The 23,990-nt window shown below is 23.3% G+C and carries 33 protein-coding genes and 1 pseudogene; 12 read left to right on the top strand and 22 right to left on the bottom strand.

Annotation, left to right across the window (positions count from 1 at the left end):
* Positions 1–103 precede the first annotated feature (103 nt).
* The 6 genes from ACZ91P_RS02085 (at position 104) to ACZ91P_RS02110 (ending at position 4,904) form a co-directional block, all read left to right on the top strand.
* Entirely contained in the window at positions 104–1,444 is a 1,341-nt protein-coding gene (locus tag ACZ91P_RS02085) for an Mbov_0401 family ICE element transposase-like protein (RefSeq protein ID WP_465155766.1), read from the top strand.
* 372 nt (positions 1,445–1,816) lie between these two features.
* The gene (locus ACZ91P_RS02090) at positions 1,817–2,053 is read left to right on the top strand and encodes a hypothetical protein (protein ID WP_465157791.1); all 237 of its coding nucleotides are present in this window, start codon (positions 1,817–1,819) and stop codon (positions 2,051–2,053) included.
* Positions 2,017–2,475, top strand: a complete 459-nt coding sequence (locus ACZ91P_RS02095) for a hypothetical protein (protein WP_465157792.1) — start codon at positions 2,017–2,019, stop codon at positions 2,473–2,475. Before ACZ91P_RS02090 ends, ACZ91P_RS02095 begins: the two co-directional genes overlap by 37 nt.
* On the top strand, positions 2,475–2,687 hold the full coding sequence (locus tag ACZ91P_RS02100; RefSeq protein WP_465157793.1) for a hypothetical protein: 213 nt from the start codon (positions 2,475–2,477) through the stop codon (positions 2,685–2,687). Before ACZ91P_RS02095 ends, ACZ91P_RS02100 begins: the two co-directional genes overlap by 1 nt.
* A 143-nt stretch (positions 2,688–2,830) precedes the next feature.
* The gene (locus ACZ91P_RS02105; RefSeq protein ID WP_465157794.1) at positions 2,831–4,096 is read left to right on the top strand and encodes a hypothetical protein; all 1,266 of its coding nucleotides are present in this window, start codon (positions 2,831–2,833) and stop codon (positions 4,094–4,096) included.
* Positions 4,059–4,904 (top strand): hypothetical protein, encoded by an 846-nt coding sequence (locus tag ACZ91P_RS02110; RefSeq protein WP_465157795.1) that lies wholly within the window; start codon positions 4,059–4,061, stop codon positions 4,902–4,904. The genes ACZ91P_RS02105 and ACZ91P_RS02110 overlap by 38 nt, the downstream gene beginning before the upstream one ends.
* Positions 4,905–4,918: 14 nt before the next feature.
* Here the strand turns inward: ACZ91P_RS02110 and ACZ91P_RS02115 are convergent, their stop codons facing one another.
* From ACZ91P_RS02115 to ACZ91P_RS02130, 4 genes are all read right to left on the bottom strand, one after another.
* The gene (locus ACZ91P_RS02115) at positions 4,919–5,197 is read right to left on the bottom strand and encodes a hypothetical protein (protein ID WP_465156383.1); all 279 of its coding nucleotides are present in this window, start codon (positions 5,195–5,197) and stop codon (positions 4,919–4,921) included.
* A 9-nt stretch (positions 5,198–5,206) separates the two neighbouring features.
* Positions 5,207–5,407 carry a hypothetical protein gene (locus ACZ91P_RS02120; protein ID WP_465157796.1) on the bottom strand — a complete coding sequence of 67 codons (201 nt, stop codon included), beginning with the start codon at positions 5,405–5,407 and terminating at the stop codon, positions 5,207–5,209.
* Between the two features lie 131 nt (positions 5,408–5,538).
* Entirely contained in the window at positions 5,539–5,889 is a 351-nt protein-coding gene (locus ACZ91P_RS02125) for a hypothetical protein (RefSeq protein WP_465157797.1), read from the bottom strand.
* 38 nt (positions 5,890–5,927) lie between these two features.
* The gene (locus ACZ91P_RS02130) at positions 5,928–6,323 is read right to left on the bottom strand and encodes a hypothetical protein (protein ID WP_465157798.1); all 396 of its coding nucleotides are present in this window, start codon (positions 6,321–6,323) and stop codon (positions 5,928–5,930) included.
* A 406-nt stretch (positions 6,324–6,729) separates the two neighbouring features.
* On the opposite strand from ACZ91P_RS02130, the pseudogene ACZ91P_RS02135 reads away from it, so the two are divergent.
* A pseudogene (locus ACZ91P_RS02135) lies at positions 6,730–7,707 on the top strand (IS30 family transposase).
* A 162-nt stretch (positions 7,708–7,869) separates the two neighbouring features.
* Here the strand turns inward: ACZ91P_RS02135 and ACZ91P_RS02140 are convergent.
* A complete protein-coding gene (locus ACZ91P_RS02140; protein ID WP_465157799.1) occupies positions 7,870–8,319 on the bottom strand; it encodes a hypothetical protein in 450 nt (149 codons plus the stop codon).
* Positions 8,229–8,975 carry a hypothetical protein gene (locus tag ACZ91P_RS02145; RefSeq protein ID WP_465157800.1) on the bottom strand — a complete coding sequence of 249 codons (747 nt, stop codon included), beginning with the start codon at positions 8,973–8,975 and terminating at the stop codon, positions 8,229–8,231. Before ACZ91P_RS02145 ends, ACZ91P_RS02140 begins: the two co-directional genes overlap by 91 nt.
* Before the next feature lie 26 nt (positions 8,976–9,001).
* On the opposite strand from ACZ91P_RS02145, the gene ACZ91P_RS02150 reads away from it, so the two are divergent.
* Positions 9,002–9,295: a hypothetical protein gene (locus tag ACZ91P_RS02150; RefSeq protein ID WP_465157801.1), complete on the top strand. Its 294-nt coding sequence runs from the start codon at positions 9,002–9,004 to the stop codon at positions 9,293–9,295.
* A gap of 18 nt (positions 9,296–9,313) precedes the next feature.
* On the opposite strand, the gene ACZ91P_RS02155 is transcribed toward ACZ91P_RS02150, so the two are convergent.
* Positions 9,314–9,826: a lipoprotein gene (locus tag ACZ91P_RS02155; protein WP_465157803.1), complete on the bottom strand. Its 513-nt coding sequence runs from the start codon at positions 9,824–9,826 to the stop codon at positions 9,314–9,316.
* A 360-nt stretch (positions 9,827–10,186) separates the two neighbouring features.
* Here ACZ91P_RS02155 and ACZ91P_RS02160 point away from each other — a divergent pair, with 360 nt between their 5' ends.
* The 3 genes from ACZ91P_RS02160 (at position 10,187) to ACZ91P_RS02170 (ending at position 12,448) form a co-directional block, all read left to right on the top strand.
* Positions 10,187–10,426 (top strand): hypothetical protein, encoded by a 240-nt coding sequence (locus ACZ91P_RS02160; protein WP_465157804.1) that lies wholly within the window; start codon positions 10,187–10,189, stop codon positions 10,424–10,426.
* A 552-nt stretch (positions 10,427–10,978) separates the two neighbouring features.
* Positions 10,979–11,272: a hypothetical protein gene (locus tag ACZ91P_RS02165; protein WP_465157805.1), complete on the top strand. Its 294-nt coding sequence runs from the start codon at positions 10,979–10,981 to the stop codon at positions 11,270–11,272.
* A 45-nt stretch (positions 11,273–11,317) separates the two neighbouring features.
* A complete protein-coding gene (locus ACZ91P_RS02170) occupies positions 11,318–12,448 on the top strand; it encodes a hypothetical protein (protein WP_465157806.1) in 1,131 nt (376 codons plus the stop codon).
* Positions 12,449–12,474: 26 nt separating this feature from the next.
* Here the strand turns inward: ACZ91P_RS02170 and ACZ91P_RS02175 are convergent, their stop codons facing one another.
* The 3 genes from ACZ91P_RS02175 to ACZ91P_RS02185 all read right to left on the bottom strand — a co-directional run bounded on the left by ACZ91P_RS02175 (position 12,475) and on the right by ACZ91P_RS02185 (position 14,670).
* Positions 12,475–13,539, bottom strand: a complete 1,065-nt coding sequence (locus ACZ91P_RS02175; protein WP_465157807.1) for a hypothetical protein — start codon at positions 13,537–13,539, stop codon at positions 12,475–12,477.
* Positions 13,540–13,584: 45 nt separating this feature from the next.
* Positions 13,585–13,878 carry a hypothetical protein gene (locus tag ACZ91P_RS02180; protein ID WP_465157805.1) on the bottom strand — a complete coding sequence of 98 codons (294 nt, stop codon included), beginning with the start codon at positions 13,876–13,878 and terminating at the stop codon, positions 13,585–13,587.
* A gap of 552 nt (positions 13,879–14,430) precedes the next feature.
* Entirely contained in the window at positions 14,431–14,670 is a 240-nt protein-coding gene (locus ACZ91P_RS02185) for a hypothetical protein (RefSeq protein ID WP_465157804.1), read from the bottom strand.
* A 360-nt stretch (positions 14,671–15,030) separates the two neighbouring features.
* On the opposite strand from ACZ91P_RS02185, the gene ACZ91P_RS02190 reads away from it, so the two are divergent.
* A complete protein-coding gene (locus ACZ91P_RS02190) occupies positions 15,031–15,522 on the top strand; it encodes a lipoprotein (RefSeq protein WP_465157808.1) in 492 nt (163 codons plus the stop codon).
* 14 nt (positions 15,523–15,536) lie between these two features.
* On the opposite strand, the gene ACZ91P_RS02195 is transcribed toward ACZ91P_RS02190, so the two are convergent.
* The 12 genes from ACZ91P_RS02195 to ACZ91P_RS02250 form a co-directional block, all read right to left on the bottom strand.
* On the bottom strand, positions 15,537–16,778 hold the full coding sequence (locus ACZ91P_RS02195; protein WP_465157809.1) for a hypothetical protein: 1,242 nt from the start codon (positions 16,776–16,778) through the stop codon (positions 15,537–15,539).
* Complete coding sequence (locus ACZ91P_RS02200) at positions 16,778–17,785, bottom strand: hypothetical protein (RefSeq protein ID WP_465157811.1); 1,008 nt, start codon at positions 17,783–17,785, stop codon at positions 16,778–16,780. The genes ACZ91P_RS02195 and ACZ91P_RS02200 overlap by 1 nt, the downstream gene beginning before the upstream one ends.
* Before the next feature lie 97 nt (positions 17,786–17,882).
* Positions 17,883–18,032 carry a hypothetical protein gene (locus ACZ91P_RS02205; RefSeq protein ID WP_465157812.1) on the bottom strand — a complete coding sequence of 50 codons (150 nt, stop codon included), beginning with the start codon at positions 18,030–18,032 and terminating at the stop codon, positions 17,883–17,885.
* Between the two features lie 13 nt (positions 18,033–18,045).
* Positions 18,046–18,315, bottom strand: a complete 270-nt coding sequence (locus tag ACZ91P_RS02210) for a hypothetical protein (protein ID WP_465156375.1) — start codon at positions 18,313–18,315, stop codon at positions 18,046–18,048.
* Positions 18,316–18,330: 15 nt separating this feature from the next.
* Entirely contained in the window at positions 18,331–19,266 is a 936-nt protein-coding gene (locus ACZ91P_RS02215; protein ID WP_465157814.1) for a hypothetical protein, read from the bottom strand.
* Between the two features lie 12 nt (positions 19,267–19,278).
* Positions 19,279–19,590: a hypothetical protein gene (locus ACZ91P_RS02220; protein ID WP_465156371.1), complete on the bottom strand. Its 312-nt coding sequence runs from the start codon at positions 19,588–19,590 to the stop codon at positions 19,279–19,281.
* 9 nt (positions 19,591–19,599) lie between these two features.
* A complete protein-coding gene (locus tag ACZ91P_RS02225) occupies positions 19,600–19,794 on the bottom strand; it encodes a hypothetical protein (RefSeq protein ID WP_465157815.1) in 195 nt (64 codons plus the stop codon).
* Positions 19,795–19,915: 121 nt separating this feature from the next.
* Positions 19,916–20,875 carry a hypothetical protein gene (locus ACZ91P_RS02230; RefSeq protein ID WP_465157816.1) on the bottom strand — a complete coding sequence of 320 codons (960 nt, stop codon included), beginning with the start codon at positions 20,873–20,875 and terminating at the stop codon, positions 19,916–19,918.
* 36 nt (positions 20,876–20,911) lie between these two features.
* On the bottom strand, positions 20,912–22,132 hold the full coding sequence (locus ACZ91P_RS02235; RefSeq protein WP_465157817.1) for a hypothetical protein: 1,221 nt from the start codon (positions 22,130–22,132) through the stop codon (positions 20,912–20,914).
* A 346-nt stretch (positions 22,133–22,478) separates the two neighbouring features.
* On the bottom strand, positions 22,479–22,610 hold the full coding sequence (locus ACZ91P_RS02240; RefSeq protein ID WP_465157818.1) for a hypothetical protein: 132 nt from the start codon (positions 22,608–22,610) through the stop codon (positions 22,479–22,481).
* A gap of 12 nt (positions 22,611–22,622) precedes the next feature.
* Positions 22,623–23,021: a hypothetical protein gene (locus ACZ91P_RS02245; RefSeq protein ID WP_465157819.1), complete on the bottom strand. Its 399-nt coding sequence runs from the start codon at positions 23,019–23,021 to the stop codon at positions 22,623–22,625.
* Entirely contained in the window at positions 23,002–23,733 is a 732-nt protein-coding gene (locus tag ACZ91P_RS02250; protein ID WP_465157820.1) for a hypothetical protein, read from the bottom strand. Before ACZ91P_RS02250 ends, ACZ91P_RS02245 begins: the two co-directional genes overlap by 20 nt.
* Between the last annotated feature and the right edge of the window lie 257 nt (positions 23,734–23,990).

Consider the following 23,990-nt stretch of genomic DNA (forward strand, 5'->3'; position numbering starts at 1 on the left):
AAATTATAACACAATAAATAAAAAATATTATCTTTTTTTTGAATTTTTTCATTTTCATTATTTTTGTGATAGAGTCCTTAACTATAGTAAAGAGGGTAAAAAAATGATAAATGTTGATAAAAACTTTTTTAATAATTTTAATAATTTGTTATATATACAAAGTATTGAAATTATTCAACAAAATTTAGAAAATTCTGATGAATGAATTTTTAAAAATAAAAATATTGATGAAACTTTAAAAGAATTTAAAGATTATAAAGTAAAAGAAATAAAACCAAGAACATTAAATATTTTAAATGGTAAAATAACTTTTAAAAGAAGAAAATATTATAAAATTAATCCAGAAACAGGCAAAGAAGAATATATTTTTCCTTTGGATAAACTTTTAGGAATTGAAAAATGACAAAGAACAGATAATTCTGTTAAAGAAAAAATATTATCATTTATTGGCAAGAAAAAAACATATCAAGATATTTTAGATACTATGGAACATGTAAAAATTTGTATAAAAACAATTTCAAATATTATGAAAAATGCAAAAACTGATAAAGAATATTACCTTAATAAAACTGATAAAAAAATAAAGATACCTCATACTTTATATATTCAAATTGATGGGACTTATTTAAAAATGTGAAATGAAAAGAAAAAAGGAAAAGAAAAAATAAAAAAACATAGTATATTTTCAACTGTTCATACTGGTTTTGATAAGGTAAAATCAACGAAAAAAAGACCTGTAATTCAAGATAAATTAGGTGTTATAGAGCTAGATAATATTCCAGAATATATTAAAAAAAATAGTAAATTAACTAATTTTGTTAATAAATTACTTACATTAATTACAAGTTATTATGATGTTAATGACAATATTGAATTTATGGTATTAGGAGATGGCGCACTTTGAATTAAAAATATTGTAAAATTTATTCAAGAATATTTTCCTAAAAATAAAGTACATTACACGATAGATAAATTCCACCTTACAAATAGATTTAAAAAATTATATCCTTATCAAAGTAAAAACAAAGAAAACAGAGAAACATACCATAAAGCAGTCGATTATTTTTTTAATGCTAAATATGAAGAATTATTAGAATGTTTAGAAAACAGTGCTTCTTTTATAAAAGAATCAAAAATGAAATTCTTAAAAGAAACAATTAAATTAATTAAAAATAATGAAGAAGGTGTCAGAAATCAAACATTATGAAATAATATTGGTTGTCATATTGAGGGTGATATATCACATTACTGTAAAGGTGTTTTGGTTAAAAAAGCAACTTATCATGAAAAAACTCTTAAAAATAAATTAAATACTAGTATGATGAATTTTAAAAATAAAATTAATTTATTTAATACTAATGAACCATTAGAAGAAAATAGAATTAATTATTCAGTTAATAATTTTGTAAATAATAATTTACAACCAAACTTATATTTTTATTAATTTTATCTAATAAATTAAATAACTTTAATAAACATATATTTTTGTCATGGAAAAATTTAAAAAATGTTAAAATATTGTTGACAATAAAATTAAAAGTAATATAATTTAAATAAGTAAGTGGTATTTTTATTCCACAATTTCTAAGATATTAATTAAAATCCTTAAATAATACATACAACCAATTTAAAACTTAATTTTATTACTATTTATTTTTATAATAACCAATATGACGAATTAGGTAATTTAGTATCTTGTACTTTTGATTATGACCCTTATATTAAAAATGACCAGAGTGTTTTTATTACTGAAAAATTAGAAATTGATTATGTAACTAAATGAAATAACTATACAACTTTACAAAGAGAAGAAATATTGCCACTTAATTTTATACCAATTGAAATTATTCCTAATAACCCTAATTTTGAGCCTTCTGCTCGTTATGGTAAACAATTTGCTAGTATTTTAGATATTATTGCTGAAAAGATAATGTTAGATTCATTATTAAATAGTGGTAAATTTACCATTAATACTAATGGTGTTACTGGTGTGGTGTTGACCAAGAAATTAGTAAAATGTTGGCTTCATTTATTGAAAATGACTTGTTATTAGTTGAAGGAGACTCTGATAGTAATTTTCAACCAGTAGACTATATTGCTGGTAATTTTAAAGGTGAACAATTAACCAAAATATATGATTGATTATTAACTAATTACTATAAAATAAATCGCCATCATGTTCCCGCAATCGCCAAGGGAGCCCAACAAACACAAGCAGAAGTTGCGGGAGTAAATATTCAAACAAACGCATCATACGAACAAATGATATATATTAGAGAAATTAAATTAACTGAATTCATTATTAAGTTAATTAAATATGATAATGCTATTTTAAACAGTAGAACATTTAATATTAAAAATATTGATGATTTAATTATTGATGTTCGCTTACCAGTAAATGCTACTTTAAACAGACAATTAAATAACAATGAAACTATTATAAATATGCCTAATGAAGAAGGAGAACAAGAATAATGTTAAAACCATCTGAAAAAATGTTAGCACAATTAGCAGAAAATGATGAACCAATTGACTATTCAATTGATAGTATTCCATTAGATTTTGCTAGTCAATCGCAGTACAGCGACCTTGATTTAGAACAATTATTTACTGAAGACCGTGCTAGAACCTTATATATTTATAAAATTAATAATCTCTTGTTAAGACAAAGCAAAAACCAATCTTAAACTACTCTCAAAATAGCGTTAAAATAGGTTTTATTGACAAAGATGAATATATTAAAATAACTGGTTATGAAATTAGTGATTTTAATTTTAAATTACAAATTCAACAAAATACCACAGTCCAAGATAATAGCACAAGTTATGTAATGATTGAAGAAAAAGATATTTTAATTAATGATATTTCAAAAAAAGACAAAGAATTTTTAGAATCCTATTACTTAAAAATAGTATCTATTAATGAACCAATTACCGAAGACAATAAAAATGAATGTTATATTATCGAAAAATATAAAATACCTTATTCACCTGATGGTGTTGATATTATTAAATCTACTCATTTAGTTAAGGTGACTGATTTTAAATGAAAAAACCAAAATAGTATTCATTTAGTATTACAAAAATCATTACCCGAAGATACAGTATTTACTGGGATTGAGATTAAATACCCTAAATCAATGTTATTTGGAAATATTAAATGTTGAGGTAATATTAATGGTGTTTATTCTTATCCTTCATCAATAGTTGAAAATGCTAATTTAGTACCGTTGCTATCTATGTCTATTGAAACAAAACCTAATTTAAGAGTATTTCAATATTGATTTACCGAAAGTTTTTTACCGTGGTTTATTGCAAAAATATATATTCAACCAGATGATATTTTAAGTTTAATAAAAAATAATGGTTTAGAAAAAGTTTTATTAAATTATTTAACTTATCGTTATAATTATAATCGAAAATTTCAAGGTGCAAAATATGATAAAAAAGGAAATCCCACTAATAAAGCGGCTGAATTACGTCAAAAATTTGAAGGACAAAAACCAGAAGATGTTATTGATGGTTTATTTGAAAATTGAAAATTAGACAATCCAAGTAAATTACATAAAAGATATCTAAAAAGAATTAAACAAGTGATATACATGTTATCAAATTATACATATAGTAAATATGCAATTAATAAAGGCTATAATGATGATGTTAAATTATTTGTCCCTTATTATTTTGAATTAATATCTAATCCAAGAGAGGTAGAAACTGGATATTGAGAGTTTGAACATTACAAAGTTAAATTGAATTCATCATATTTTAATTTTACTGGTGGTTCTATTCCAACAAGACCAATAAATTATTGAGAAGAGGTTTATTCAAATGACAAACCATTTAATGAGAAAGATGATAAATGATATTTTGCTGTGTGGCGTGGTGAAAAAAATGCTGATTGGCGTATTATTAAGTTTAAAAATAATGAAATGACTATTAAAATTGATAATTCTAATAATCGGCAATTGCAGAAAACTGATTTAGGTATGGGAAGAGATTTATATATTACAAATGATTCAGGGTTTGTTAAATATGTGACACATTGAACAGATGATAATGGTTCTTACTTTAAATCAGGTTTATCGTTGAAATAATGATAGCGAACCAAATACACCGTTTATTTTACCTAAAACAGGACAAATTACAGATTGAAATTTAAAAAATCAAAATAATATTAATAAAAATGATGAAATTAAAGTAACTGTTAAAAACAAAGATATTTCAGAAAACTATATTTATCAATTAGAAGCAAATTACTTTAATTGATTATCCATAACAAGTGAATTAGAAACAAATAATATACCTTCTCTTATTCCTGCTGAAATTAAACTATCTGATGGTGAATATGGCAAATATTTAACTAATTTAATTGTTTCTAATGACAAAATAAAAGATTATTTAAACTATTTTTCTCAATGAAATAAATTACTTTATTCTAAATCAAATTGAGTGAGTATAACTAAAAATTTAGTTGAGGACAGTATTAAAATAACTTTTTTAAAACACGAAAAACTATTTAATTTAAATCAAATCGAAATATCTGGCATATGATGTTATGGGAATTATGATATAAATATTTTTATTGAAAAAATAAATGAAAAAATTACTGAAGGAAAAGATATTAACTTAGAATTAATCAAAAATTGTTCTATCGGAACTAAAGTCAGTGGAAAAGACAGAAATACATATTTACAATTAACCGAAGATAATGAATGATATTTGTATAAAAATGGCATTGAAAATGAAAACTCATATTCAAATATCGCAGTTGTTAATTTTTTAAAAAAATCAAATAGTTTAATATTTTCCTATCCACCCACAAAAGAACAAATTAATATTAATAATTTAAAATTATTTAATAAAAATAATGAAAAATTATCATTAATTACATTAGAAATATAAAAAGTTATTTAGATTTATAAATCTAAATAACTTTTTAATTTATTTTCAACATATATATTTGGTTCGCTATCATTATTTCAACGATAAACTGATTTAAAGTAAGAACCATTATCATCTGTTCAATGTGTCACATATTTAACAAACCCTGAATCATTTGTAATATATAAATCTCTTCCCATACCTAAATCAGTTTTTTGCAATTGCCGATTATTAGAATTATCAATTTTAATAGTCATTTCATTATTTTTAAACTTAATAATACGCCAATCAGCACTTTCATCAACACGCCACACAACAAAATATTATTTATTATCAATTTGATTAAATGGTTTTTCTTGATATGCTATTCATTCTAAAATACCATTTTTTGTTTTTATATTATTTTTTTCTTTTAAATCTGCTAATTCTTTTTCGCTATATTGTGGTTTATTAAAAGCAACTAAATTTGTTGTATTTGTTCTAATTAAAGTATTTGTTCCCAAAAGACTTAATATTTTTTTCATATTTTAATTCTACTATACTATAGCTGCTATTAATTCTGGTTCTGCCATTTCTCAAATTGATAAAAAAATACTAATAGCTTTTTCACAAAATAATTGAAAAACATCTTCATGAATTAATACGATACCGTTTTCTATTTGATTAAATAAAATATTAAAAATTTGTTCCCCGTCATTGAAATTTCTGTAGTTTGACCTGGAATAAATTCAGCTTCACTGTCTTTTCATGGATCTCTAACATAATAAGTATCTTCAAGTATATTTTCTTTATTTGGTTTGATTCCAACAATTAATGCAGCATGATAAGAGCTATCACATCCTTCATCATCATATTCGTCGTCATCAAATAAACCACCAAACATAATAGGAGATTGTCTAGAAAGAGATTCCCATATTAAATGTCTTATCCACATTACTTTTTCTATTTCATTTAATTTATTTCAAAATAATCGAGTTAAATCAATTTTCTTTAAATTAAATCCCAAATTTTCCTGAATTATTGGGTTTGTGTTTAATATTTCAATTACCTTTGATAATGAAGCGCCATCATTTGCATTGTTTTAAAAAAACTTGCAATTTCTTCTTGTTCTATTTCTTTAAGATCTTTATTATTAATAATATTATTACTAAATATATTTTTTAAAATTGCAATAACACATCATCAATCATGTATTTGAAATTCCATTGGTTTTTTCATGCTAGTTTTTCTTAAATCAATTAACACATCTTCTAATATTGGATATGTTATTTCTTGTCTTTTAACTCTATTTAAATTTTTTAAATTATTTGTTTGTAAATAACTAATTTCATTATTTTCTAATTTAGTTTCTTCTTTTTGATAAGGACTAGCGGCAATTTTTGTTTGTACAGCAGTTCCACTAATTGTTAATACACTTAATAAACTAAGTAATTTTTTCATTTTTTATAATTTCCTATCTTTTATCTTGAAACTTTTTTCAAGATCTATTGACATTATATATAAGCACTTTTAAATATATTTTAGAAAGGAAATTATACAAATGATTATTATTCTGATTATATTGTACTAAATCTGGGCTCGCGGAATTTTCATAAGTTTGTGAAAAATTCCTTAAAGTTTAAAAAAACTTTTGCCGCGCTTTTCGAAATACTTGGGAAAAATTCTAAGCGTTAAGCGAAGAATTTTATAAAGGTTCCCAAATTTGTTTGAAAGAACCTCAAAATCTTTTTTAACTTGTAAGTCATTTTATCACATTATCACAAAAATTTAAGAAAATCAACCGCTCGCCCAAAACCTCAAAAAACTATATAATTAGCTTTGTATATAAAAGAAAGGATTTTTTAAAATGGATAAAACAAAGCATCATTTTACTTTTAAAGAAAGAGTAATGTTAAAAGATTTATTAGAACTTGATTCTTTAAAAAGAAAAAATGGTAAATCCAATATATCTAAAATAGCAAAAATATTGCATAAAAATCGCAATACAATTAGACAAGAAATAAAAAGGTTAAAAGATAATGAATATGACGCTAAATTAGCACAGGAAGATTATTTACAAAAGCGACAAAAATGTTTTAAAAAATCATCATTATTGCTAAATATTTTAGAATGACTAGATGAAAAATATAAAAAATTTCATGATTCACCAGAACAAATCTGTAAAAAATATGAAAAAGAGTTTGGTATTAAATTTCCGGTATGTTTTAAAACTTTATATAAATATATTCATTTGGGATTTTTAAATTTCAAGAAAGATAATTTGTATTTTCATGGTAGAAAATATAAAACAAAAAATAGAATTGATAACCGTGGAAAAATAAGAAATTTTAGAACTATTGAAGAAGCAAAACATGGTAAAAATGAATTTGGTTGATTTCAAATAGATACTATGGTTGGCAAAAATAATAGTGTTTGTTTAGTTTTAATCGAAGAATTAACCCAATTTAAAATTATTGAACCATTAAAAGAAAAAACAACAAAAGAAGTTACAAACGCATTAAAACGAATTTTTTCTAACAGATTTTTTAAAGATAGATGCAAAGGAACAATAACAGATCAAGGCAAAGAATTTGCTGATTGAGAAAAAATTTAAAAAATAACAAATGCTAAAGTATATTTTTGTGATGCTGGAACTCCAACTCAAAAACCCAAAGTTGAAAGAGCAATTCGTGATTTTAGACATTGATTTTCCAAAGAAATTGATTTAAGTATTTATTTAAGAAATTCTTATCAAGAAGTTGCTAATATAATAAACTCTAAACTTAAAAAATCTTTACATTGACTATCTTCAAAAGAAGTTTTTATACAAATGTTTAATTTTTAATATAATTACCTATAAAAATTTTAATCATTTTATTTTTCAGTGTGCCAAAATTTATAAATTTAAAACAAAAATACTAAATTTTTTTAAAATAAATTATATTGAACATTTATTTTATTGGTGTTATAATAAAATTAAGTAGGATGCTACACTTCGTAGTACAATTTACAAATTTCAATTAGTTATATTACCATTTTTATCTATTTCAGGTAAATTAGGTTCAGCAGTCCCATCTCAACGATAAACTTTTATTCAACTTGGAGACCATGGTAATGCTACATTGATATTTGAATTATTATTTATTCTTTTTGATATTTTTATATTATTAGAATTATCTTTATATATTATAAAATACCGTTTATTATTAACTTTCTCATTAAACGGTTTTTGGTTTTTATAAACTTCTTTTCAATAATTTTTAGGTGGAGTAGGTCCACCAGAAAAAACAAAATATGATGAATTTAATAGTACTTGACAATCTTTAAATTTTCAATAACCATCTTTTATTTTATTAGGAGTTGAAACTAATTCAAAATAATAAGGAGCAAATAATTTAATATCATCATTATAACCTTTATTAATTCCGTATTTACTATATGTATAATTTGATAACATATAGATAATTTGTTTAAATCTTTATTAGAGGGATTACCTTTTTCATCATATTTTGCACCTTTAAATTTTCTATCATAATTATAACGATATGTTAAATAATTTAATAAAACAATATTTAATTCTTTAACATCTAATAAACCTAGTATATCTTTACCTTTAATATAGTTTTGGGCAATACTTCATGGTAAAAAACTTTCGGTAAATCAATATTGAAATACTCTTAAATTAGGGTTTGTTTCAATTGGCATTGATAGTAAAAGTACTAAACTAGCATTTTTAACTATAGATTGTGGATAAGAATAAACACCATTCACATTTCCACAACATTTAATATTTCCAAATAACATTGATTTAGGATACTTAATCTCAATATCAGTAAATACTGTATCTTCTGGTAATGATTTTTGTAATGCTAAATGAATGCTATTTTGATTTTTTCATTTAAAGTCAGTTATTTTAACTAAATGAGTAGATTTAATAATGTTAATTCCATCTGTTGAATATGGTTTTTTGTATTCTTCGATGATATAACATTCATTTTTATTGTTTTCGGTAATTGGTTCATTAATAGAAACTATTTTTAAGTCATAGGATTCTAAAAATTCTTTATCTTGTTTTGAAATATCATTGATTAAAATATCTTTTTCATCAATCATTACATAACTTGTGCTATTATCTTGTATTGTGAATTAATAAACCCTTAGGAGTAAAACATATTATTAAAATAGAAAATATTAATGAAAGTGGATATAGTCTGTTTGTTAATTTAGAAGAAGAAGCATATCCATGAAGTAAACTAGCGGGTTATCATTTTAGAACACAAATTTCATTTTACAATCAAGCTGTTAAATTAAAAATGAAAGTTAATTATGAATTATGAGGTATTGGTGCCAGTAATTTAACTAGTATGAATTCAAGTGGACATTTTGAAATTAATACTATTGCAGGTGCATATATTAGGTTAAAAGAAAAATAGGTTTTTATACCTATTTTTTTATTCACCATTAACTTTTATATTATTATTCTCATCAAGAATTAAATTAGGTTCTTGTGTATCTAATAAATTTCAACGATATACTGATTTAAAATATTGAATATCCTTATGCCAAAAAAATCATTTTAAATTATTTTTTTGGATAGTTAAATCAAATGTATTATTCCAATCTAAATCTTGAACTAGTGCAAGTTTATAATTATCATATTCATCTTTATTTTTTAATTTATTTTGTTGATTATTCTGAAATTTAATTAATCTTCAACTATCATTTTTATTACCACGCCACACTACATAATAATATTTATTATCAACATTATCAAATGGTTTTTCTTGTGATGCCATTCATTTTAAATTGTTTTTAATAGTTTGGTCTTTTGTATCTATTTTATGTTTTTCTTTTTCTTTTTTTAATTCATCTTCGCTATATTGTGGTTTATTACAAGCAACTAAACTTGTGGTACTTGTTCCTACTAATGTAATTGCACCTAAAATACTTAATAATCTTTTCATTGTAGAATTTTCCTCCCTTTATCGTCATCATCATAACATATTATTTTATTTTTTTATAAATTATTATGATACTATTATCATAGTTAAAAAAAGAGAATGATCCTGATCATTATTCTTACTATAATTATATTACACATAATATTTTTTACAAGTAAGAGATAATAATGTTTTTATTCTTTAACTTTTGCAAGAAAGGATGTTACTTCTGGCATATAAAAAATGAGATATTGTTTGAGTTTATTAATTACATATTGATAAAATTAAAGATTTTTTAAATATTGAATTAAGTAATTTTTGAAAAGAAAATCCAATTATAATAGAAAAAATTTGGAATAATAGTAAAAAAATATTACTAACGATATGAAAAAAAATATAAATAAATTTTCTATATGAACTGAAAAAATTAATAAAATTGTAGAACAAAATAAATTAGAATTTAATAATAATTTAGAAATTGAAGAAAAAAATATTATTTTACTTGATTGTTATCATGAATTGTTTGAATTGTTAATACCACTTTTAGATATATCTAAAAATCAAATAAAATTATTACAAAAAATAATAATAAATGAAAAAAATATATACGATTTATTTTTTTAATTAATATGTATAAAGAAATTTCTTTAAATATTGAAATTTTAAAAAATAATGAATCTATTTATAGGCCATGTGTTATATTTCATAAATCCAGTGATTACTATTGAGTTATGCCCATTCATACAATTAAAGAAGATAAAAATAATTTTAATAGTAAATTTTATATTTTATTAAATAAAAAAAGTATTATTAAATGTTGTTCTTTTGAAAAAACTTACATAAGTTTAATTAAAGACAAAAAATAATAAATAATAAGGATAAAGTAGATAATTTAGATTTACAAAATAAAATTACAGAAAAGTTTAATTGATTTTTCTTAAAATAAAAACAGAGAGTATTTTATTCTCTGTTTTCCTTTCGGCCATTACTGGCATAACTTATAAAAGTTATCTATGTTTCCATAGATCCTATCCCTAGGATAATTTAATTATAACACTTTTTAATTAAATTGTTGATTATTTTTACGGTGATGTTAAGACGGTGTCGTAAAATTAAGAAAGGAAGATAAAATATGAGTTATGAAATCTTATTGATATTGAAGTTGGTGCTTGTTTTATGGGTATTTTAGGTTATAAAGGATTGGAACTTTTAATTAAGAAAGTAACTAAAAATAAACTTAAAGAGTCTACAAAAAAAGTAGTAGGACAAGAAACATTAGAGGCTATTCATTTAGGTTTAATTCAAACTGCTAATACTTTGGGTCTTGGTAATACAGAATGAGCACAAGTATTAGAAACAAATAAACCTATTAGTGAAGAAGAATTTAATCATATTGTTAAAGTACAAAGAGCAAAAACACCAATTTCTAAAAAAGATATTAAGTTATTTAATAAAACAATTAAAGTCTAAAAAAGACTTTTTTTGTTTATAATGGTGATGCCAAGAGGTGAAATAATGGCAGATATAACAAAATTAGAAAGTTTTAAATTAATAACATTAGAAGAGTTTAAAAATTGAGAGGGTTATGATAAATTAGTAGCACAATATAGTGATAAACTTTATAATAATGATATTTCAAATTATTTAATTGAGGGTATTTCAAGAGCAAGTTTACAATTAGATAGTATTTGTGGTTATCGTTTAGAAACTGAGTTTCCATTACTTGATCCAAATAGTGATAATCATAAAGAAAGAATTAAAAATGTTAAACTTGCTTGTTGTTTACAAACTCAATATTTAATAAGAACTGGAATTGAATATTCTAGTGGTGGTGAAAATAGTAGCGATGGTGTAGCAAGTTATACATATCCTAGTAATATGAAGATAGAATTTTCCCCTGATGTTATAAGTTTATTAGAACCAGCAAAGTTTTATAAATCACAAACTATAACTAAAATAAACCCTGATAATTATGGTTTTAAAAATGAATATCATACTTGATTTGGTTGCCCTGATATTAATCATAAAGATAGACCAATTATGTTAAGTGAAGCAGATGCTAAATATGTATGAAAAAATAGTATTTTTAGATCTAATACTTTATCTATTATTCCTTGGGCAGATACTGAAAAAAGTGGAATATGACAAATTGAAATATCACAAGAATTATTAGCAAAATATATTGATAATTATATAAAGAATGTTTCAATTAAAGTTTATAATAAATCAGTGGTATATAATTCTAATAATGAGTTATCTGTTCAATTTAATAATAAAACAATTATTAAAAATGATAATAATGAGATTGCAGTTTCTGATTTAAAACAAGATAAATTAATAAGTGGTGAAAATATTAAAACTATTAATGGTAATTCATTATTAGGTAGTGGTGATATATCTATTAGTAGTGGCAATGATCGAGAATTAATTAATTTTCCAGAGGCAAACGAAAAATTAACATTTAAAATTCCAGATTATGATTTAACAAAATATTACTATAAAATATCAATTTCAATAACAGACTATTCATCTGCCATTAATTCACTATTATTTATTAATTTTCTTTTAATTGTTAAATTTTTAATAGAAATATTATTTGTATCATTTGAAATTGAGCCATCTTGCTTAATTGTTATTCTTTTATAAGAATTATCTGCTAAAAATGAAAAAGATTATTTTTGTGATATTGTTTCAAAATAATATGTTACAAATTTATTAGCAGATGAATAGTCTGTTATTGAAATTGATATTTTATAGTAATATTTTGTTAAATCATAATCTGGAATTTTAAATGTTAATTTTTCGTTTGCCTCTGGAAAATTAATTAATTCTCGATCATTGCCACTACTAATAGATATATCACCACTACCTAATAATGAATTACCATTAATAGTTTTAATATTTTCACCACTTATTAATTTATCTTGTTTTAAATCAGAAACTGCAATCTCATTATTATCATTTTTAATAATTGTTTTATTATCAAATTGAACAGATAACTCATTATTAGAATTATATACCACTGATTTATTATAAACTTTAATTGAAACATTCTTTATATAATTATCAATATATTTTGCTAATAATTCTTGTGATATTTCAATTTGTCATATTCCACTTTTTTCAGTATCTGCCCAAGGAATAATAGATAAAGTATTAGATCTAAAAATACTATTTTTTCATACATATTTAGCATCTGCTTCACTTAACATAATTGGTCTATCTTTATGATTAATATCAGGGCAACCAAATCAAGTATGATATTCATTTTTAAAACCATAATTATCAGGGTTTATTTTAGTTATAGTTTGTGATTTATAAAACTTTGCTGGTTCTAATAAACTTATAACATCAGGGGAAAATTCTATCTTCATATTACTAGGATATGTATAACTTGCTACACCATCGCTACTATTTTCACCACCACTAGAATATTCAATTCCAGTTCTTATTAAATATTGAGTTTGTAAACAACAAGCAAGTTTAACATTTTTAATTCTTTCTTTATGATTATCACTATTTGGATCAAGTAATGGAAACTCAGTTTCTAAACGATAACCACAAATACTATCTAATTGTAAACTTGCTCTTGAAATACCCTCAATTAAATAATTTGAAATATCATTATTATAAAGTTTATCACTATATTGTGCTACTAATTTATCATAACCCTCTCAATTTTTAAACTCTTCTAATGTTATTAATTTAAAACTTTCTAATTTTGTTATATCTGCCATTATTTCACCTCTTGGCATCACCATTATAAACAAAAAAAGTCTTTTTTAGACTTTAATTGTTTTATTAAATAACTTAATATCTTTTTTAGAAATTGGTGTTTTTGCTCTTTGTACTTTAACAATATGATTAAATTCTTCTTCACTAATAGGTTTATTTGTTTCTAATACTTGTGCTCATTCTGTATTACCAAGACCCAAAGTATTAGCAGTTTGAATTAAACCTAAATGAATAGCCTCTAATGTTTCTTGTCCTACTACTTTTTTTGTAGACTCTTTAAGTTTATTTTTAGTTACTTTCTTAATTAAAAGTTCCAATCCTTTATAACCTAAAATACCCATAAAACAAGCACCAACTTCAATATCAATAAGATTTCATAACTCATATTTTATCTTCCTTTCTTAATTTTACGACACCGTCTTAACATCACCGTAAAAATAATCAACAATTTAATTAAAAAGTGTTATAATTAAATTATCCTAGGGATAGGATCTATGGAAACATAGATAACTTTTATAAGTTATGCCAGTAATGGCCGAAAGGAAAACAGAGAATAAAATACTCTCTGTTTTTATTTTAAGAAAAATCAATTAAACTTTTCTGTAATTTTATTTTGTAAATCTAAATTATCTACTTTATCCTTATTATTTATTATTTTTTGTCTTTAATTAAACTTATGTAAGTTTTTTCAAAAGAACAACATTTAATAATACTTTTTTTATTTAATAAAATATAAAATTTACTATTAAAATTATTTTTATCTTCTTTAATTGTATGAATGGGCATAACTCAATAGTAATCACTGGATTTATGAAATATAACACATGGCCTATAAATAGATTCATTATTTTTTAAAATTTCAATATTTAAAGAAATTTCTTTATACATATTAATTAAAAAAATAAATCGTATATATTTTTTTCATTTATTATTATTTTTTGTAATAATTTTATTTGATTTTTAGATATATCTAAAAGTGGTATTAACAATTCAAACAATTCATGATAACAATCAAGTAAAATAATATTTTTTTCTTCAATTTCTAAATTATTATTAAATTCTAATTTATTTTGTTCTACAATTTTATTAATTTTTTCAGTTCATATAGAAAATTTATTTATATTTTTTTTCATATCGTTAGTAATATTTTTTTACTATTATTCCAAATTTTTTCTATTATAATTGGATTTTCTTTTCAAAAATTACTTAATTCAATATTTAAAAAATCTTTAATTTTATCAATATGTAATTAATAAACTCAAACAATATCTCATTTTTTATATGCCAGAAGTAACATCCTTTCTTGCAAAAGTTAAAGAATAAAAACATTATTATCTCTTACTTGTAAAAAATATTATGTGTAATATAATTATAGTAAGAATAATGATCAGGATCATTCTCTTTTTTTAACTATGATAATAGTATCATAATAATTTATAAAAAAATAAAATAATATGTTATGATGATGACGATAAAGGGAGGAAAATTCTACAATGAAAAGATTATTAAGTATTTTAGGTGCAATTACATTAGTAGGAACAAGTACCACAAGTTTAGTTGCTTGTAATAAACCACAAGAATATACACCAGAAAAATTGAAAGAACTAAAAGAAAAAAACAATATAAAAACAAAAGATGGTATTTTAGAATGAATAGCATATCAAGAAAAACCATTTAATCAAATTGATAATAAATGATATTTTGTTGTGTGGCGTGTTGATGAAAGTGCTGATTGGTGTATTATTAAGTTTAAAAATAATGAAATGACTATTAAAATTGATAATTCTAATAATCGGCAATTGCAGAAAACTGATTTAGGTATGGGAAGAGATTTATATATTACAAATGATTCAGGGTTTGTTAAATATGTGATACATTGAACAGATGATAATGGTTCTTACTTTAAATCAGTTTATCGTTGAAATAATGATAGCGAACCAAATATATATGTTGAAAATAAATTAAAAAGTTATTTAGATTTATAAATCTAAATAACTTTTTATATTTCTAATGTAATTAATGATAATTTTTCATTATTTTTATTAAATAATTGTAAATTATTAATATTAATTTGTTCTATTGCATATTTACTATATGTATAATTTGATAACATGTATATCACTTGTTTAATTCTTTTTAGATATCTTTTATGTAATTCACTTGGATTGTCTAATTTTCAATTTTCAAATAAACCATCAATAACATCTTCTGGTTTTTGTCCTTCAAATTTTTGACGTAATTCAGCCGCTTTATTAGTGGGATTTCCTTTTTCATCATATTTTGCACCTTGAAATTTTCGATCATAATTATAATGATAAGTTAAATAATTTAATAAAACTTTTTCTAAACCATTATTTTTTATTAAACTTAAAATATCATCTGGTTGAATATATATTTTTGCAATAAACCACGGTAAAAAACTTTCGATAAATCAATATTGAAATACTCTTAAATTAGGTTCTGTTTCAATAAACATAGATAGCAACGGTACTAAACTAGCATTTTCAACTATTGATGAAGGATAAGAATAAACACCATTAATATTACCTCAACATTTAATATTTCCAAATAGCATAGATTTAGGATATTTAATTTCAATACCAGTAAATACTGTATCTTCAGGCAATGGTTTTTGTAAAACTAAATGAATACTATTTTGGTTTTTTCATTTTTTAAAGTCAGTTATTTTAACTAAATGCGTAGATTTAATAATGTCAACACCATCGGGTGAATAGGGGCGTTTATATTCTTCAATGATATAACATTCATTTTTGTTGTCTTCTGTAATTTGTTCATTAATAGATACTATTTTTAAGTCTAATGTTTCTAAAAATTCTTTGTCTTGTTTTGAAATATCATTAATTAAAATATCTTTTTCATCAATCATGACGTAACTTGTGCTATTATCTTGGACTGTGGTATTTTGTTGAATTTCTAATTTAAAATTAAAATCACTAATTTCATAACCAGTTATTTTAATATATTCATCTTTGTCAATAAAACCTATTTTAACGCTATTTTGAGAATAGTTTAAGGTTGGTTTTTGTTTTGTCTTAACAAGATTATTAATTTTATAAATATATAAGGTTCTAGCACGGTCTTCAGTAAATAATTGTTCTAAATCAGGGTCGCAGTACTGCGATTGACTAGCAAAATCTAATGGAATACTATCAATTGAATAGTCAATTGGTTCATCATTTTCTGCTAATTGTGCTAACATTTTTTCAGATGGTTTTAACATTATTCTTGTTCTCCTTCTTCATTAGGCATATTGATAATAGTTTCGTTGTTTTTTAATTGCCTGTTTAAAGTAGCATTTACTGGTAAGCGAACATTAACAATTAACTCGTCAATATTTTTAATATTGAATGTTCTACTGTTTAAAATGGCATTATCATATTTAATTAACTTAATAATAAATTCAGTTAATTTAATTTCTCTAATATATATCATTTGTTCGTATGATGCGTTTGTTTGAATATTTACACCAGCAACTTCTGCCTGAGTTTGTTGTGCTCTCTTAGCAATGGCGGGAACATGATGTCGATTTATTTTATAGTAATTTGTTAATAATCAATCATATATTTTAGTTAATTGCTCACCTTTAAAATTACCAGCAATATAGTCTACTGGTTGAAAATTACTATCAGGGTCTCCTTCAACTAATAACAAGTCATTTTCAATAAATGATGCCAGCATTTTACTAATTTCTTGGTCAACCACACCAGTAACTCCATTAGTATTAATAGTAAATTTACCACTATTTAATAATGGATCTAACATTATCTTTTCAGCAATAATATCTAAAATACTAGCAAATTGTTTACCATAACGAGCAGAAGGCTCAAAATTAGGGTTATTAGGAATAATTTGAATTGGAATAAAATTAAGTGGTAATATTTCTTCTCTTTGTAAAGTTGTATAGTTATTTAATTTAGCATCATCAATATATAAGTCGGTAATAGTACTATATAATCGTGTTTTTAACTTTCTAATAACTTTTACTTGTTTAGTTACATAATCAATTTCTAATTTTTCAGTAATAAAAATACTCTGGTCATTTTTAATATAAGGGTCATAATCAAAAGTACAAGATACTAAATTACCTAATTCATCATATTGGTCATTGTAAAAATCAATAGTAATAAAATTAAGTTTTGAATTATTAGTAAAAATAAAATATGCACCTTTACCATTCTTATTAATTTTATATTCGTTATATCAATTCTTATTGGTAAAGTCCTGCATTTTTAAAAATTTATTAATTAATTTAGTGTCTAAATACTGTTTATTAATTGGATTATAAATGCTAATTTCTAAATCACGTAGATTTAAAAAATTAGCATTATCTTCACAAATTCTTTTTTTCTAAAATCTCATTATGTTTTTGAACAGTAACATTTTTACGATTAATAATCGTTGATGCTAAATTAAGATAATAACTATCAATATCATAACTCTTTTTTAATTTCTTTTTTGCTGGCAACAATCCCATTTATAACACCTCCTTATTTTGTTTCTTCTTTTTTAATAACATCTTCAATACTATCTTCTTTTTGTTTTTTGTTATGTGTTTTGATAAATCTAATTGTTTCAATAATTAAAACTATAATTCCAGCTCTGATAAGCATTGCTGAAACAATAACATATGCTGGCCAAGAAATACCTAATGTTTTTTCTCCTATAAAACAAATAATAATTCCTGCGATAAAAAACAATGATGAAACTCCAAATATTTTCAAAAACATAATTACATCTTTAACTTCTACTTTTGGCATAATAACATCTCCTTTCTAATTTACCTTTTTTCTTTCAATAAACACAAATCCCAAAGGTCTAAATGTTGCTGGACCATTGACTCCAATATTAATCAATCCATCAGGATTAATAGATAATACTAAACATGCACTATTAACACCTATTTGATCATATATAACACCTATTGTTTGTTTAAAACTATGCCTTGTTTGCAACATCCCTTGACTTTTTAAATTTCCTTTGATATTTTTTCCTGAGGCTCATATTCTATAAATATAATTTTCTTTATCAAAATTAGGAATATTATATCCAGTTTGACCAACTATAAAATCACTAGTATCAACAATTTCTCAATCTGGAACTTTTGGTATAACAATTGATTTTTTTAATTCATCTAAAATTTCTTCTTTTATTTTTGCAAGTTTTTCATCTTTATTTTTTTCTATAACAAGTTTATCTAATAAAGCATCAACTTCTAATTGAGTATAATATGCTTCTAAATCAATCATTGTTAAATCAATACCTTCTTCTTGAAAAGTACGAAACATTTTCTTTAAAGTTGTTAAATTAGCCAATGATTTTGCATAGGTAGGCAATAGACCTTGCCATGTTGCCATAGGGTCATTTTGTGAAGAATAATTAATATCACCAACACTCATATTTGCCGAAGTAAAAAACTCAATTGGAATACGATTAAATGTTCAATGCTCAATCGTAATAAACACCATATTAATACAAATTTTCTTTAATAACGGGTCTTTAAATGTTTCAAACTTTAATTTTGAAAATGGATAGTTTAAGTAAGAATTAATCATATTTTGGGCTCTTAAAGCAAATGTTTTAAATCATAATTCTACATCACCTTTAAAGAACTTATTATAACGAACTGGAATTTGTGTAATTTTACCTGTCATTGGAATAAAATTATTATAATTTTCCAAAGTAACATTTTGTCATAATTCATTTAACATTTAATCATCTCCTTATCATTTACTTTTTTTAGAATATATTTTCTTTAATATAAATTTTTTACTATTTAGTAATGTTTTTGTTTTAATTGTTTTGTTTAAATCTTGTTTTGTTCTGAATTGCTTGTATGTTTGAAATGCTACTCCATTACCCAATAAACTAGTAACCACACTATCTTCTAGCGTATTTAACAATTTATCTTTATTAAAGTTATTTTTAAATTGTTCTTGTAATTTTAATACTTTAGCAATTGTTTGATATATTTTAAAACTATCTTTTACTACTTGTTGATAAGCAAGTGGGGCAAAAGAAACTAAATTAAACAAACTTGTTTTTTAAAATCCCCAACCAATAAATCATTCACTATGCATATAGAATTTAAAAGGTTTGGGGGATAAAACAAATTGTTCTGCTTTGATTAAAGTTGTCATAACGACAATTGGGGCATATTTAGGATTTTTATAATATATTGTTAAAGCAACTTCACCCGCAACTGATAATGGAACAATTTTAACTGCTAAAAAAAACATCAGAGCCATAAGCAAAGGGTAATAATTGTCCCTTTTTAATAGCCTTAGTTTCAAATTTAGATAATATTTTTTTAGTTTTATCAGTAATTTTATTAATTACTTTTTGTTTAATAGTAATTATTTATTTTTCAATTGGGGCTAATAATTTTTTAGTTACTTTTTGAATATAAAAATTTGGGTTTAAATGATTTAAAACTTTATTTAATTTAATTGGTGTTTGATGCAAGATATTTAATAATTTATTATTATATATTTTACTGCTCCGCATTAAATTAGCATTTAATATTAGGTTTTTACCAACACCTTTTTTATGAAGATTGGTCATAATGTTATATCACTCATTAGTACCAATTTTGCTTATTTTCTCAATATTTAATCCATATTCAGACAATCATTTATTAGCATTTTTTTCATTTACGCGTGGTATTTTTTGAACTAATGTAGGACTTATTTTTTGAATATTTTTCTCAATTTTTAATAAATTATTAATTGTTTCTAAATTAAAAACTTTAAAGCCTTTATAAAAATCATTTCGGGCTAATTTACCAATTGTATATAATAAAGTTTCATTATTAGCCTGCTTTGTAAAATCAAATATTAATTTATCAGATAAAATCTTTTTACCTGTAACTTGCCTTACAACATCTTCTAAGTTATTAGCAGTTATTACACCTAATTTTTCAAGTAGTTTAGTTTCTTTTGCTAATTTTAAAATTCTAGTTGTTCGAACAGCACGCGTTAATTTACCAATTCCACCAATTGCTGGTAACAAATTTAAGGCGGTACTTTTTGCTGTCACTTCTGATGTTAATTTATCGTATATTTGATTTACGGCAAAATCAGTTGCTGTTTCTACTCCAAATGAGATAAATGCTGCGGCAAAATTAGATAAACCAGCACCTAAACCAACAGCAGATGCTACACCATCAGTTAAAACCGATAAACCAACAGCTAAAACTTGAATTCCTAAAAATTCTAATAACTGTAAACCAAAACTTTTTTCTTGTTGTTGGATTGTCAATCTAGTTGGATTTTTTTTAACAGCATAAATAAAGGCTGTTTTAGATGTTCCAATTGGCATATATATCAAACGAAAAAGTACTATTTTTTAGTACTGTTAAGAATTTTTAATTTTAACATCAATCGGATTTGTTTCACCAGTAGCGTTGTTTTTACCTTCAATTTGAACAGAAATAGTTTTATCATTTGTAATATTAATTGGTCAATCTTCACCTTTACTTTCAATAAAGTAATCAAAATCACTTTCAGTTAAAGAACTATTTACTGCTTTTACTGCTTTTAAAACAATATCTTTAAATTGTGGTTTTAACTGTTCGGCTGTTGCTTTTGTTGGGTCTGCAACATGAATAGTTGGTTTATCTAATTTATTAATTTTACTAATATCAATTTTTGAAACAATATGTTTAATAATTCCTTTTGGTTCAACCACTGCTCCACCTAAATATAAAACTCTTTCCATAATCAAAGTATTACCCATTCCAGTACCTAACGCAGCAGCACTAACTCTTAACGGAGTATGATCTTTTTTACGTAAGATAAGAGGGTCATATTTTTTGATAAACTTAAAGGTAATTGCATTAACACCATCTGGTAATAATTCAATTGTTCCTTCTGAACCATCTTTATTAATAATTGGTAATTTTTTAGGAACCATATAGTATGTTGTTCCTTTAACAGTTTTTATTGCTCCACTTGTTGTGATTACACTATTTATTTGGTCGTTTGCTCCAAGTTGTAACTGTAATTTATTACGAATTCCACGAATAAAATCAGCCGAACCTAAAACAATTGTTTCTGATGGAGTAAAGCTGTTTTCATATATTTTATCCATAATTTCATCATGAATTTGTAAAGCATTTGTATCATCTGCTTTTTTGCCTTGAATAGTTGTAACTGTTCCTTTATTAATAATTTCTAAAATTTTATTGCGTTTATAAGCAACCTCAGTATCCATTGCTTGCTCAATATCGGCAGCCCAAAGATTAGGATTAAAATTATTTTCTACAGGGTCTAATTTACGAGCAAAAGTTAAAATTGTATCTAATTCAACAACTCCATCTTCAAATTCTACTGTTGAATATTTTAGAAGATTATCATCGGTATTAAATACTTGTCCATCTTTTCCCAAACCTTCATTATATTTAATATTTTTCTTTCTTTTATATATTAAACCAAATTTATTTGCTTCTTTTCACGCAAATAAAGCTTCTCAACTAAATTTTTGTTGATAAGTTTGTAAATATCATTGTTCAAATGTTTCTCGGTCTCTTTGTGTTGCTTGATTAGCAATATCGCCAAAAATTGTTTTTGGATCCATATTTTTATTCCTTCTTTCTATTTATTAAATACATTGTCTGTATCTAAAATATTGTTTTCTTTGTTTACTACTTTTGGTACGCCCCCCAGTATTAACTGTTTGTACCTTAATTAATTCATCATAAACATTTTGCAATTGTGTTTTAATGATTTCAATATCATCAGTAATATTATAAGATTTTAATAAAACATTTTTAAAATCTTCATTATCAGTTGAAGAATTAATAAAATCAATTACTTCAATTTGTTTTAGTTGAATTGTTTGTTGTTCAATTTGTGAAGTTAACTCAGTATTTTTTGCTTGTAGTTCGTTAATTTGCTGATTATTATTTTCTAAATTACTTGCATTAAATTCTTCAACTTCAGCAGTATCTTCTAAAATAATTTCAGCAAGTTTTAATATCTAAATTACCATCTTCATTTTTAATAGGTTCATTATTTTCATTTATAAGAACATATTTTACATTTTTTAATGCCATTGTTTTTTTCTCCTATTTTTTAATATTTGTATTTGTTCTTTTTCTAATCGCTTTTTGTATAATTTCAAAACTATCTACTCTAAAAGACAAAAAATAGCGTTTAGTTTTTATATTTAACTGATTAAATACTGAGCCTTTAATTTTTATCTCATAATCTTTTTTTAATTTCAAAAACTCAGTTAAAACAGATGGGTTATATATTAATAATGTTGAGTAATTTAATCCTTCTCACTGACATTTAGCCGAACAAGCATCAACTTCAATACCACCAGCAACAAGAGCCTTAATTTTTGTTTTAATAGGATTTTCATGTAATCTAACAGTTAATTCTAACTTATTAACTTTTTTATTTTTTATTTTAGGTTTATTAGTTATTGATTTTTTAGGTAAATTACTTTTTGTTTGTGTCATTTTTATCAACTCCTTTTGCTAAAAAATACTGTAAATGTTTTCAAGCATCGTGTTCGTGCTCTGACATTTTAATATTTCCTTTATAAATATAATTTTTCTTAATGACTGGTGATTGAAAAATATATTTTAAATTAAATAGATATTTGCATAAAACTTTTAAACCACCAATAAATTTAGGAGTAGATAATGGATTTTTTATTTTTAAACCCTTATGAAGTTGATAATCTTCAATTATTACAATAACTTTATTTAAATAAGAACAAATTTTATTTTTAAACTCATTTAATATTAAATACATATTATTTATTGCTTCTTCTTCATTTTTAAAATTAAAAGTAATATTATTAATTATTTTATTTTGTAAAACATTATAAATAATAATACCAGTTTGACCAATTCCAGCAGGGTCAATTGCAATAATATATTTTAATTTATCTGGTTTATTTTTTTGTCAATTTGTAATATTTTTGATCCATCTGATGCTAAATCTAAAATATCGTTTATTTTGTAATGTTGCATAATAAGAAGCAATAATATCTCACTTGTTTTCAAATAAAATTAAGTACATTTTTGCTCATTCTAAACATTGAAAATCATAATGCTTTTTATGATGTGAAATACGACAATTAATAGGTTCACAATTAACTCAATCAAAAGATGTTGTTATTTCATTTCAAGTTTTATTAATATACAAACTTTTATATTCTGTCATTTATCTATACTCCTCAATTCTTTTTATTTGTTGCTCAAATTTCATCATTAATATTATTTGCAGTTACTGGATAAGCACATATCATTAATTCTTGTAATTTATTTTAATATTTAATTACTTCGCCGCCCGCTTCACTTTGGGGAGTGAGCAGGGGCGGATAGGATATTTTGATAGAGTTTACCCCCATACAGAAATAAAAAAACAGTTTACCCAGTTATTAATTACGCTTCATCCATCCCTACACAACTTTATATAAA

The organism is Spiroplasma endosymbiont of Halictus nicosiae (assembly GCF_978018445.1).